The 13139-nt window shown below is 30.0% G+C and carries 11 protein-coding genes; 2 read left to right on the forward strand and 9 right to left on the reverse strand.

Annotated features, from left to right (window positions below; translation table 11 throughout):
- Window positions 1–326: 326 nt before the first annotated feature.
- The gene (locus tag ACGH6Q_RS00835; protein ID WP_411578930.1) at window positions 327–617 is read right to left on the reverse strand and encodes a hypothetical protein; all 291 of its coding nucleotides are present in this window, start codon (window positions 615–617) and stop codon (window positions 327–329) included.
- Between the two features lie 283 nt (window positions 618–900).
- Here ACGH6Q_RS00835 and ACGH6Q_RS00840 point away from each other — a divergent pair, with 283 nt between their 5' ends.
- Window positions 901–1167, forward strand: coding sequence for a GrxA family glutaredoxin (locus tag ACGH6Q_RS00840; protein WP_034912061.1), 267 nt, complete (start codon window positions 901–903; stop codon window positions 1165–1167).
- 60 nt (window positions 1168–1227) lie between these two features.
- Here ACGH6Q_RS00840 and tsaB read toward each other — a convergent pair whose 3' ends face one another.
- The 4 genes from tsaB to ACGH6Q_RS00860 all read right to left on the reverse strand — a co-directional run bounded on the left by tsaB (window position 1228) and on the right by ACGH6Q_RS00860 (window position 6050).
- Window positions 1228–1908 carry a tRNA (adenosine(37)-N6)-threonylcarbamoyltransferase complex dimerization subunit type 1 TsaB gene (gene tsaB, locus ACGH6Q_RS00845; RefSeq protein ID WP_065589347.1) on the reverse strand — a complete coding sequence of 227 codons (681 nt, stop codon included), beginning with the start codon at window positions 1906–1908 and terminating at the stop codon, window positions 1228–1230.
- Between the two features lie 22 nt (window positions 1909–1930).
- A complete protein-coding gene (locus tag ACGH6Q_RS00850) occupies window positions 1931–3841 on the reverse strand; it encodes an ATP-dependent DNA helicase (RefSeq protein ID WP_411591456.1) in 1911 nt (636 codons plus the stop codon).
- Between the two features lie 242 nt (window positions 3842–4083).
- Entirely contained in the window at window positions 4084–5061 is a 978-nt protein-coding gene (locus ACGH6Q_RS00855; protein ID WP_065589349.1) for a glycosyltransferase family 8 protein, read from the reverse strand.
- An 11-nt stretch (window positions 5062–5072) separates the two neighbouring features.
- On the reverse strand, window positions 5073–6050 hold the full coding sequence (locus ACGH6Q_RS00860) for a glycosyltransferase family 8 protein (protein ID WP_411591459.1): 978 nt from the start codon (window positions 6048–6050) through the stop codon (window positions 5073–5075).
- A 147-nt stretch (window positions 6051–6197) separates the two neighbouring features.
- Here ACGH6Q_RS00860 and ACGH6Q_RS00865 point away from each other — a divergent pair, with 147 nt between their 5' ends.
- Entirely contained in the window at window positions 6198–7148 is a 951-nt protein-coding gene (locus tag ACGH6Q_RS00865; protein ID WP_411591461.1) for a glycosyltransferase family 8 protein, read from the forward strand.
- An 11-nt stretch (window positions 7149–7159) separates the two neighbouring features.
- Here the strand turns inward: ACGH6Q_RS00865 and ACGH6Q_RS00870 are convergent, their stop codons facing one another.
- The 4 genes from ACGH6Q_RS00870 to msbA (ACGH6Q_RS00885) form a co-directional block, all read right to left on the reverse strand.
- Window positions 7160–8371 carry a glycosyltransferase family 9 protein gene (locus ACGH6Q_RS00870; protein ID WP_411591464.1) on the reverse strand — a complete coding sequence of 404 codons (1212 nt, stop codon included), beginning with the start codon at window positions 8369–8371 and terminating at the stop codon, window positions 7160–7162.
- 28 nt (window positions 8372–8399) lie between these two features.
- Window positions 8400–9449 carry a glycosyltransferase family 9 protein gene (locus ACGH6Q_RS00875; protein ID WP_411591466.1) on the reverse strand — a complete coding sequence of 350 codons (1050 nt, stop codon included), beginning with the start codon at window positions 9447–9449 and terminating at the stop codon, window positions 8400–8402.
- 136 nt (window positions 9450–9585) lie between these two features.
- Window positions 9586–11358 carry a lipid A ABC transporter ATP-binding protein/permease MsbA gene (msbA, locus tag ACGH6Q_RS00880; RefSeq protein WP_411591468.1) on the reverse strand — a complete coding sequence of 591 codons (1773 nt, stop codon included), beginning with the start codon at window positions 11356–11358 and terminating at the stop codon, window positions 9586–9588.
- A gap of 13 nt (window positions 11359–11371) precedes the next feature.
- Complete coding sequence (msbA, locus tag ACGH6Q_RS00885; protein WP_411591471.1) at window positions 11372–13108, reverse strand: lipid A export permease/ATP-binding protein MsbA; 1737 nt, start codon at window positions 13106–13108, stop codon at window positions 11372–11374.
- Window positions 13109–13139: the final 31 nt, after the last annotated feature.

Here is a 13139-nt window from a genome sequence, read left to right on the forward strand (position 1 = left end):
ATTAAGTCCATATTTTATCATAACTTTATTATTCCTCATACTTATTTTTATTGATTTATTATTATAAAATAAACAATTAACATCATTTTTGGTAATTCCAAAATGGAACTATAATGTATAATAATTCAACTTTATTTTAGAATAAAAATTTCATTTTTCACCTACTTTTTTGTAAAGTTTTGTTAAGCATATAAAAATCCTTAACCAATCGAACCACTGTATGTGTGGTTAACTTTTCCTCTGTTTATAGAATTGGTAAGGTATTGATGCTACATACATTGGTTTTTATGGTAAGTTTTAATGCATTGAAATGCCGCTGTCACAACCTATAATTTTTTCTTATCATCATCAGTTATGCGTCTTCCGCTATTGTCATACCACCAATAATAAGTCGATTCAACTTTAAACGGATGCTGTGGATCAGCATTATCTATATTATTATAATTCTCAATCCTATCTAAATTGTTTGATGTATAAGTTACCACTTTAAAATCATTAAGCGTTAAATTACCATCAAATCCGTTCACTTCACTAGATTTTATAGTACCACTCACCTCACTATAAAAAACACCGTTGACAGTACAACCATGTTTATCTGCACTCGATAATGCCACCACTTGCTGGCATTCCTAGCAATGACCAGACTTGAAGTCGCTTTTAGTATTGCATTAGCTGAACTAACTATAGCCAATTGTGATAGTAAGATTAAGCTGGTTTTGATGCTAGACTATTTTACAATAAACTTCTTTCCCCAACTTTTTGTAAAGTCTTGTAGCCACGTTAGCTTTTCAATTTCATCATTAATAGATATAATCTATTTAATCAACTATATTTAACAACTTTTCTTTAATTTAAAGTAACGTATAGTATTTATATGTAAAAAACTTATTCGAGGTGAAAATGTATACTGTAATTTTTGGGCGTCAAGGTTGCCCTTATTGTGTTCGAGCTAAAGAACTAGCTGAAAAACTTTCTCAAGAGCGTGATGATTTTTCTTATCGTTATGTTGATATTAACGCAGAAGGCATTACTAAAGAGGATCTATCTAAAAGTGTTGGTAAACCTGTTGAAACAGTACCTCAAATCTTTATTGATGAAAAACCAATCGGTGGTTGTACTGATTTTGAAGCTTATGCAAAAGAGCATTTAGGTTTATTTAAAGAATAATGTAAACGAGTGTATTAAATTCAAGCCACCATTTGGTGGCTTTTTAATATTTACTTGTTATTAACGACCTGGTAGTTTTTTCCAAGTTACCTCGTTACGTAAATAAGTTGGTTCTACTTGCTCAACATTAACTACTTCATTCTTTAACCATTTATTCTTAGCAAGAACGACTAGATCCTGTGCGTGAGGTAATAAGATATCACTCTGTCTTATTCCTTTAATCATATCTGGATAAGTTTGCCAACCAGTGCCAGCACAATAACTATCATTACCTATATTTTCCACTTTTTCTATTACTTTTTCAGGTGCAATAACACATTCTGAAATAACTGTTTGCCATTGATTATTGCTGTAAGAGTATTGTCCTAAATAGACTTCACCCATTCTGGCATCAATTGTAGCAATGACTTTTGTGGCTTTTTGTGTTCGATATACACCTTGAGCCAAGGTCATCAACGTTGAAACTCCTATCATTGGTTTGTCAATGCCTAATGCTAAACCTTGTGCAACACCAATGCCAATTCTAACGCCAGTAAAACTACCAGGCCCTTGCCCAAAGGCTATGGCATCAACTTGAGCAAGTGAACAATCTGATAGTACAAGAAGTTTATCCACCATTGGTAATATTTGCTTAGTATGATCGCGTGCTGATATGATGAAATCATGAGTGATTTCATTACGGTAAAGTAAAGCTACCGAACATGCTTCTGTTGAGGTATCAATAGCTAAGATAGTACTCATTTCTTTTCCAAAATATTTAATTTTATAAGTTAGTTTTAGATAATAAAAAATTAATAACTTTATTTACATCTCGTGTTCTTGGCGATGGAGGTAAACTATTAATAAAGGTTGCACCGTAAGGTCTCATAACCAAGCGATTGTCACAAATAATAATTGCTCCACGGTCATTATGATGGCGAATTAATCGACCTACACCTTGTTTTAAGGTAATAACAGCTTCAGGTAATTGCACATCATTAAATGCATCTCCACCTTGCATTTGGCAATCCTCCATACGAGCTTTTATTAAAGGATCGTCTGGAGATGTAAATGGTAATTTATCTATAATAACACAAGATAAGGTATCGCCCCGAACATCAATACCTTCCCAAAAACTACTGGTAGCAATTAATAAGGCGTTTCCGCTATGTATAAATTGCTCAAGTAATTTTACTTTGCTTGTTTCACCTTGTACTAATACTGGTAATTTGGTGAGTTCTTTAAACTGTTTTGCTAAAGCATTCATCATGGCATAAGAAGTACATAGGAAGAAACAACGACCATTGTTTGCTTCAATAACTGGTAATAATATATCGACCAATTTTTCAGCATTACCTTGTTCATTAGGAGAAGGAATATAACGCGGAACACACATGACAGTTTGATTTAAATAATCAAATGGGCTTTCTAAAATAAGGGACTCGGCATTTGTAAGACCAAGGCGCTTAGTAAAATAATCTAATTTATTATCAACAGACAAAGTTGCCGAGGTAAAAATCCAACTACCTTTACGTTGTGCTAATAGTTCAGAAAATTTATCGGCCACTGATAATGGTGTTATCGCAAAAACAAAATAATTATAAGTACATTCATACCAATAACTAAACCCAGTTACATATGTTTCACTTAATTTTTTTAATAAGCTGATGTATTGATTTACTCGTTCAAAGCAATTATCTAATGCTGTAGATCGCCCTATTGCCAACATTAAAACCTCACGACAAAAATCTAATGCATCAAAAAGATAAGATAACTCTTTTTTTATTGCTTGCTGTTTGAATAACACTCGCAAATTACCTTTAGGTGGTTGCTGATTAATTGCAATACGCAAATCTTGAACACTTTTTTGCAATTTATCTGCACACTGCTGTAGCTGAGACATATCTTTTACTTCAGTACGATAGCTAAGCGTTATCTCTTTTGCAAGTTCTAGTAGCTGACGACTAGTTAACTGTTGTCCAAAATAGTGACAAGCCAGATCTGGTAACTGATGGGCTTCGTCAAAAATCATTACATCAGCCTTAGGAATAAGCTCACCAAAACCTGTATCTTTTACCACAACATCGGCTAAAAATAGATGGTGATTAACAACCACAATATCCGCATTTAAAGCACGCTTACGAGCCTTAACAACATAACAATCATTATAATGTTCGCAGTCACTTCCTAGACAGCTTTCGTTTGTACTGGTCAATACTGGCCAAATTGGGTTTTCTTCCGTGACAGTTATACATTTGCTAATATCTCCATCTTTGGTTTTAATTGACCAATTTTTGACACGAACTAAATCAACACGTAAATCTTTATCAAGATCTCCTGCAGCTGCATATTGATTATACAATCGTTCTAAACAAAGATAATTCGACCTACCTTTAAGAAGAGATATCTTGCCAGTGTAATTTAATGCTTTTTTGATAATAGGCAGATCTTTACTAAAAAGTTGATCTTGTAGATTCTTGGATCCCGTGGAAAGTATTACTTTCTTGTCACTACGTAAAGCGGGTACTAAATAAGCGAATGTTTTACCTGTTCCAGTTCCAGCCTCAACAACAAGAGACTGTTGTTTATTTATTGACTCTGAAACTTTACTTGCCATGTTTCGTTGTGGCTCTCTTGCCACAAATCCATCAATAGCTTTAGCCAATAAACCATTTTCAGAAAAATCATCAATCACTTAAAATATACCTAATAAAAAATAAATTCAAAAAATTAATAAAATTAGAAAATTAATTTTGGAATTAAACAATGTTATGAAAACAATATCTCTATAATTTAAATAAAGATTTATTGTTGTAACAGAATTGGATCATGAATAACCTTAAAATCATTAATAATATAACAATAACTAAGCAAAAAAGATATATAAGAACATTGACATTTTAACAATGTTGAATAACAAAAAATGTATAAATATAATTATTTAGTCAAAAATTTTACTTTCAAATATATTAAATAATGTTTTATTGATAGCAAATATTTCTTTTCTTTAAACATCAATCGAGAATAAGCTCGGATTGAAGATGTTTTCTTTCGGCTATATAAAGGTAAAGCATTATTTCTCCATGGAGACTTTTCCAAATAATAATCAAATAATCTTGAACGATAAGGCTGATGCCATGGTTTATTTTTAGTTATGTAATGAATTAAAACAGTATCATCTGGAACATTAGAATCCTCATTACCATTTATTGATAGCGCCAATAATTTATTATATTTTTTTTCTAATATAATTCTTCTTTCACCTACAGAAATATTTAATACATCTTGATCAGGATAATGATATTTATCACCATTATTTAATAACTTTAATGTCTTAGAAGTAATGCATTCCTGACACCAAAGAGGTATGTTAATTAACATCACGCCAGAATTAAAATATGTTCCATATGTTATGTTATATTTAGCACACTGAGACTGTTGCATATAGGGTTCATCAGCAACAGCAGCAACAATTGCAGAATGTAAATTAACTTCATTAATAAAATTTAATTTTTTAAGGCAAAGTGTATCACTATCAATATAAAGCAATCTTTCAGCTATATCTTTTAAAATTATTGGAGCTATTAACCGAACACAAGCTGATATAGGGAATTGTTCAGTATTTTTTTGATCAATTTTAAACTCATCATTAATAACATATTCAGTTATTGAAGCATTATCAGAGTTGATTGTTGCAAATTTTTTTCTATTTTCTTCCGAGACATTGTGAGTAAAAATATGAAAATGAATCTGATTATTTTTATTATTTTCAATAACTGAAACAATATCTACACCTGCTGATAGAGCATAGTTATCATCAAAACACAAAAGAATATGTAATACATGTTCATTATTCAAAAAAACACATGATAATAATTCATTTTTTTGGTTAATAAATTTTTCAACATTAATCACGACATTATTCCTTAACGTCTTTTGAACGCTTTATGTTTCAAATAAAGTAGATAATACTTCAATGCAGAAAAATATTTATGCTGACTAGCAAGTAATTTAGCATATCTTCTGGTGGTTGACGGGGCATTTTCATTAGCTAGCAATAATTTATCATTTGCCCAACAAGAAGACTCTATATAATGTTGATAAAGAGGCGTCAAATATAGTTTATACCAAGGTTTATTACCAGTGACATAATGAATAATCACAACATCATTACCAATAAGATTATCTTCTTTTCCACCCGCAGTTAGCGCAGTAAGATAATTAAAACATCTAGGTAAGAATACTGTTTTACCTTGCATTAAAATATTTAGGACATCTTGATCTGCAAATTTATAAACTTTACCACTGTTAATCATCGCAAAAGCTTTTTCAGTAAGGTTATTTTGCACCCACATATCTGTATTAATATATATCATTCCAGCATTAAAGTATTCACCATAAGGAATATTACAGCTAGCACACTGTTTTTCTTGGGTTTTTTCCAAATCAGGGACAACCGCAGAATATTTATCAGTTAAATCAATATTAATTAATTCATTAAGGTTACTTGTACACAGTACATCACAATCTAAATATAAAACTCGAGAAGTTACTTTATTTAGTATCTGTGGCACAACAAATCGTAAGCAAGTTGAAGCAGAAACATGTAAAACTAAAGTATCTGGATTAATTGAAAAATTATCACTAATTTCATAACAAATTATGGTAATATTTTCTTTATTTAATTGATTAAATCTTATAATTTTCTCGCTAGATACATTATTGGCAAATAAATGGAATACAAGATTTTTATCTGAATTATTCAAAATTACTGAAGACATAGCAATACCTGCTGGCATTGCATAGTTATCATCAAAACAAAATGCTATATGTACGGTATCAAAAGATTCTACGGTATTGTTAAATAGTGTTTTGATTTTGCTGATAAAAATATTTTCTTTCATCTTATGCCAATTTTTCGATTATGTTAAAAAAGATTAAGGCATTGTAACATATGTTAAATTAAACAATGAAGTAATAATAAATTTTATATTGACATATTGATTTAATAATGACTAAATAACAAAGTTAAGTTTTAAAGAGTATTAGAAATGAATAATAGGATTAATATTGCATACTGTAGTGATTCAAATTATCTTGAACATGTAGCTGTATCTATTACCTCTATTATACTTAACAATATGGATCATAATATTCATTTCCATGTCTTTTTATATGATGTCGTACCAGAAGAACAACATAAGTTACAAAAAATAAGTCCTTCAATCACAATTTATTCGATTTCAACAGATGAGCTAAATAAATATTCAGATCTTCCGAATAATAAAATAAAGCATATTAACCGATCGATGTATATTCGATTATCAGTTCCAAGACTATTATATGGTAAAGTTGATAAATTTATTTATTTGGATGCGGATACCTTATGCTTTTCTGACATATCACCAATTTTAAATATAAATATAGACTCGGTCATTTGTGCTGTAACACAAGACTCATTAGATAAAGAAAATATGAACAAGAACCAAAAAAGGTTGGAACTTACCTCTCAAAGTTATTTCAACTCTGGTTTTTTATACATTAATGTTAATAATTGGATGGATTTTGATACAGAAAATAAAGCAAATAAGATATTGCTGTCCGCAGAAAAAAAACATTTAATTTATCCAGATCAAGATGCTCTAAATATAGTTTTACAGCATCAAGTTCTATTTATAGATACTAACTGGAATTATTTATTTACTTGGATGAACAATAAACAAAAAGAAACTTTCTTTTATAATAAAGAGTCTTTACCTTTTATCATTCACTTTACTGGTGCCAGAAAGATGTGGTATCAAGAACATAAAGGGCTCGCGCAAGATATTTATAGTTTCTATAAACACTTCACTCCTTGGGCAAATAGTCCACTTAAAAGTTATAAACATAAAATGCGCGTTAATGATTATCGTATTTATGCCAAAAACCACATAAGAGATAGAAAAATTATAAATGGCTTTAAGTATTATCTGCTTTATTTAATTCATAAACTTAAAAATTAGCTATTCTTAATTTAAATATGTTCTTTTATAGATTTTACTAATATATCAGGATTGATTGTTTTCATACTATTAGAATAAAAAACAATTTGTTTGCTATTTATGCCGTTAGGGGACCAAATATCCTTATTTATTTGTAAATCAAGATTAGGGTTATGCTTTTTTATATAGGCTTTATCTAAAAATAAATCTTGTAATAAATATTTATAATTACTAAACTCTCGACTATAAATAGATTTTAAATTATCCGATTTAGGAAGTAACGGCTCCATGTAGATTGAAATACACTTAGTCGAAAATGCTGAAGCCACATGCACAATAGATGTGTCAACACTAATAACTAAATCAGCTTTTTTTATTAAAGGAAAAACATCTAAAATTGAGGGAGATTGAAATTTAATTGTACCTGGTATACACAATTTATCAAAATTTCCACCTTGTCCAATTATTACAATTCTATATTCTTGATAGTAGCTTTTAAATAAATTACACAACATTAAAATCTGAAGTTCTGATAAACAACGATAATCAGAGCCTCCATAAGGATTAATTACCACGAATTTTTCTTTTGGTTTAATATTGTTATTAATAAAAAGATCAGCATCTTTATCTTTTATTGAATCAATAAAGATATCATAACCAAATGAATCATAATTTATATCAAGATAGTCTAAATAATATTTTAATTGATTTGTAACATGTTCCGTCGTTTTATAATAAGGTAAAGAAATATTGAATGATTTAATATTACTTTTGTTATAGCTGAGTAGATGTAAAGTTTTAACAAAAACACAAAAAAACAAATGTTTTAAGTCTAATCGTCTGTGAAATCTTGCGTCGATAGCCAAATCAAATTGATGTTTTCTAATGATTTTAAGTGATCTCACTAACTTACTAAAAGTTCCATCATCATATAAAAAACAATCAGTTACATAAGGGTTATTACTTAAAATTTCTAAACTATTTTTTCTTGAAGACACATATACTTTATATCCTGCCGTTGATAAATATCGAATAAATGGCGTTGTAACTATCATATCGCCAATACAATCATTTCTTATAACAAGAACTTTTTTAACTGAACAAGGAATTAATGAATTGTTTTTACTTCGTAAAAATATAGTAAATAAAGATAAAAATTTTATAAATATAAAATACTTAATTTTTTTTGTAATAAAATTACGTTTCCAGTTTAATTGTCGAAATTTTTGATTTAGACTAGCCAAAATAATTCCTATTCATCAAATAAATTATTTAATTATAGTTTTTTATCTCTGGTTTCAATTTTTCAAGCATAATGCTAATATCAAGGTTAGCTATTGGATCACCAAGCCCTGTACCAAGGTTATCATTAGTAAATATTTGTATTGCATTGGAATAATTTGGTCCCCATACAAAATTATTAATAAATTGTTTATCAATAATCCTATTATTATAGACGCAAATCATTCTTATATTATAAATTGAAGCAATGTGTACTATAGAAGTGTCAACAGAAATCACTAAAGTTGAATATTTAACTAACGCCACTGTATCAAAAAAAGAAGGTAATGGGTTTATAATAATATTTTTTTTAGCTTCAATATGAGAAATTTTATTAGGTTCACCCACCACAATTGTTGTGCAATCATCATATTGTGATAAGAAGGATAAAATCTTATCAATCTGAGAGTTAGAAAAACTTCTAGCTTCATTTGAACCATAAGGATTAAAAATAATTATTTTTCTGTTTGATTCAATTATAGGCTTAATAAAATTTCTTACAAACTGCTCATTATCGGTTGGAATATTAATGTAATACTGTATCGGTTCAGATTGAATATTCATTAATTGAAGTATTTTCTGACTTCTTGTTGAAACATGAGACGTATACTCGTGATAAGATATTGACGTATCATACAATTTATATTTTTCTTGATTGAAGCCAATTGTATGCAATGGGCTGATAGCTTGAATGATTTGACAACGCCTTACACTATTGTGGCCTTTATCAACAAGGTCAATTGCAACATCAATTCTTGTGCTCTGTAATTGTTCTTTTAATTGTTTTATACTTTTTTTTCTATCGTAGAATAAAACACCATCCACTGAAATAAAATGCTCAAAAAGAAAGGCGATCCTTTTTTCTACGATAACATAAACCTTAAACCCATTTTCTCGAAGGGACTTAATTAAATAGGAAGTAACTATCGCATCGCCAATTCCTTGATCATTCATAAGAATTGCTACAGAATGATACTCATCAGGATGAAATATAGTTCTTACCTTTTTTTTTCGATTTAACCAGGCTAATTTAATAGCCAATTTAAACGGTTTTACCTTTAAATTTCTTTGCCTATTTAAGTACCTAATACATTCTAGTAATTTGTTTATCATATTCCCTTCAATACCTTATCATGCAAAAAATATTTATATATGAGCCTGTAAAACTCCTTTTATGTTAGCTTGTAAAATTTCCTTGATATAATTTTGCATATAATCCATTCATCGATAACAATTCTTCATGATTACCCTGCTCAACAATCTTCCCGCTATCAATAACAAGTATTTTATCTGCGTTTTCAATCGTTGATAGGCGATGGGCAATAACTATTGATGTACGCCCTTTTTGTAAATCTTCTAAAGCTTTTTGTATTGCTTGCTCTGACTCAGTATCTAATGCCGAAGTTGCCTCATCAAGCACTAATATAGGTGTGTCTCTTAACAAAGCTCTTGCTATAGCAATGCGTTGACGCTGACCACCAGATAATAATACTCCACTTTCTCCAACGACTGTATCAAATCCATTTTCGAGCCCTTTTATAAAATCATAAGCATAAGCTTTTCTAGCAGCTTCTTCTATCTGATCTTGGGAGTATTCGCCAACTCGTCCATAAGCAATATTATTAGCGACAGTATCATTAAACAAATGAACATTTTGTGAAACTAGCCCAATTTGATTGCGTAAGCTATATAAAGTAAAATCTTGGATTCTATAATTATCAATTAAAATTTCGCCGCTACTTATATCATAAAAACGAGATAGCAAACTTGCGATAGTTGTCTTTCCAGAACCTGATCTTCCAACTAAAGCAATCGTTTTATGCGGTTCTACTGAAAAATTTATGTTTTGCAAAGCTGGCTCTTTTCTAGTTTCATAAGTAAAACTAACATGCTTAAACTCAATATTCCCTTTAACTCGATCAATATTGAGTTGGCCATTATCTCTTTCGACTGGTTGTTCAAAAATAGCAAATAAAGTTTGACAAGCAGCCATTCCTTTCTGAAATTCGGCATTAACACTGGTTAGACTCTTTATCGGTTGCATTAATGCTACTAGTGAAGAAAAAACTACAGTAAACTCACCTGGTGTAATACTTAAATCAGGATTACTCGCCATTAATAAGACAAAAGCAATAGCAAACGAAATGATAAGTTGTACAATTGGCGTTGATAATGCTGAAATAGAAACTAACCTCATACCATCACGACGAAATTTATTATTCACTTTATCAAAGCTTCTTGACTCTTCATCTTGGGCACCAAAGAGGATAATTTCACGATGACCTTTTAGCATTTGTTCAACAGACATGGTTACGTTACCCATTGAATTTTGCATATTTTTGGCTAATCGCCTAAATTTTACGGAAATAAAAGTAATTAACCCAATAACAATTGGCGTAATGATAATCAACGATAAAGACAACTGCCAGCTATTGCTAAACATAGTATAAAATAAACCACAAATAAAAGCTGATTCACGCACTATTGTTATCAAAGCATCTGATGATGATGAGGCGACTTGATCTGTATCATAAGTAATACGAGACAACAATCTTCCTGTAGAGTTTTGATCATAATAACTTACAGGAGCATCAACAAAATGATTAAAAAGACGCTGCCGAATTTCAAGAACAATTTTAGTTGAAATTAACGACAATAAGAAAGCATATCCATAATTTGCAACACCACGAAGTAACACTAATCCGAAAATATACAATGGCGCCATCATTAAAAAATGCTGATCATTTTCTACAAACCCTTTATCCAACAACGGTTGTAACAAGGCTATGAGTGAGGTATCCGCAAAAGCGCTAAGAATAAGTAATATTATTGATAAAAAAAGAATAAATTTATGTTTTGCAATATAAGGCCATAATTTAGCAAAGGTTTTCCAAGTTGATGAGTCTTGATCAATATAATTATTTATTGATTGATTATTATTTTTTTTCATAATATATTTTTAATTAAGCGTTAAATTGTAATTGATGCATTTTGGCATAAAGACCATTTTTTAGTAACAAAGCTTTATGAGTGCCTTCCTCAATTATTTTACCTTCATCAATAACTAAAATACGATCTACTCGTTCAATTGTTGATAAACGATGCGCAATAATAATAGAAGTGCGGTTTTTTTGTAAATGTTCTATTGCTTGTTGCACTAATCGTTCAGATTCATTATCTAAAGCCGATGTTGCTTCATCAAAAATCAAAATTGGATTATCACGCAATAATACCCTAGCAATTGCAATTCGCTGACGTTGTCCACCTGATAATAAAACACCATTATCACCTATTTCAGTATCCAAACCATGTTCTAGTTTATCAATAAACTCCATAGCATTCGCTTGTATTGCTGCATTTATAATATCTTGTTGGCTATAATTATTTTTTGCTCCATAAGCTATATTTTCAGCTATCGTTCCATTAAATAAATGAACCTGCTGAGAAACATACCCTATTTGATTACGTAATGATTTAAGAGTGTACTTTTTGATATCCACGGAATCTATCAATATTTCACCTATTGAAATATCATAAAATCGTGGCAATAAACTAGCTATAGTTGATTTACCTGCTCCAGAGCGACCAACTAAAGCAATAGTTTCACCCTCTTTAATTTTAAAACTGATATTATTTAAAGATGGTGATGTTTTTGTTGGATATGTATATGTTACTTGATGAAATTCAATACTGCCTTTTGCCCTTTCTAAATCAATAGTTCCGTTATTTTCTTCAATAGGTGAATTTAAAAGACCAAAAAGCGACTCACAGGCCACTGAACCTTTTTGCAATTCAAGATGTACACTAGTTAGCTCTCTCAAAGGACGCATTACAGCAACCATAGCCGAAAAAACAACCGTGAAAGAACCTGGAGTAATATCAAGTGTTTGACTAGCAACAAGAAACAAAATTAATCCTAAAGCTAATGTCGCTACTAATTGAATTATAGGTGTTGATAAACCAGAAACTAAAACAATTTTTAAAATACTTCTTCTAAAAATTTTATTAATTGAATAAAAATTATCTTTTTCATATTTTTGAGCATTGAAAATCAAAATTTCTTTATGGCCTTTTAGCATTTCATCTGCTGCAGTAGTAATAGTCCCTATCCCTTTTTGCATAGAAACAAGTGCATGACGAAATTTTTTCGCAATAAATTGAGCGATAAAAATAACTAATGGCACAACAACGATTAACACTAAAGCAAGTTTCCAATTGCCATAAAACATCACTATACATAAACCTATAGCATAGGCTATTTCTCTAACTAAAATAATAAGCGCATCTGATGATGCTTTTGATAATAGCTGAGTATTATAGGTTATTACAGTAACAAGTTCTCCAATTGGGTTCTTATCAAGAAAACTAATTGGACTTTTTACTAGATGGTCGAAAATTAATTGCCTAAATTTAGTCACGACTTTCCCCGACAGCCAAGATAAACAATATGTAGAACAATAATTTGACAAACCACGCAATGCAATTAAACCAATAATACCAATTGAAAAAAGAATTAATAACTCATAGTTTTTATCCATCAACCCATTATCTAATAATGGTTTTGTTAACGAAATTAAAGTTGCATCGGTTGCAGCATTGAACAAAAGAGCAATAATAGCAACAATTAAAGCTTTTTTATGCGGATAAATAAACGGCCACAATTGTTTTATGGTATTTAATGAGCTATATTTATTGAACATAACAGATACAAAAAGTTAATTAGATCACAGA

Origin of the sequence: Gilliamella sp. BG2, from assembly GCF_046635645.1 — a bacterium.
Lineage (GTDB): Bacteria > Pseudomonadota > Gammaproteobacteria > Enterobacterales > Orbaceae > Gilliamella > Gilliamella bombi.